Annotated in this window: 1 pseudogene; it reads right to left on the bottom strand. The window is 34.1% G+C overall.

Going from position 1 to position 232, the window contains the following annotated elements:
* Nucleotides 1-29: 29 nt before the first annotated feature.
* Nucleotides 30-175 (bottom strand): annotated as a pseudogene (locus SB717_RS39885) (DDE-type integrase/transposase/recombinase); the annotation flags it as partial.
* Between the last annotated feature and the right edge of the window lie 57 nt (nucleotides 176-232).

The raw sequence follows: 232 nt of genomic DNA on the forward strand, positions 1-232 counted from the left end.
CTTTTTGCAATTACAATCGGTTAGGTTGAATTTTGTTCTCCTGCGATAACACGGGGCTTTGAAACATGAAAAGACCGCAAGACTTTTTGAAAAAGCACTTTGCAGCCATATAATTTCTTTTCTTTTGTAAATGAAAATCGATTGTATTCTCTTCTGATTCAAACGTACGATATAACTATATTTAACTACGTAACTTTTATCTGTGTGTCATAACCTCTTCAGGAATCGCTTG

It is taken from the genome of Priestia sp. SIMBA_032, from assembly GCF_046535215.1.
Lineage (GTDB): Bacteria > Bacillota > Bacilli > Bacillales > Bacillaceae_H > Priestia > Priestia aryabhattai.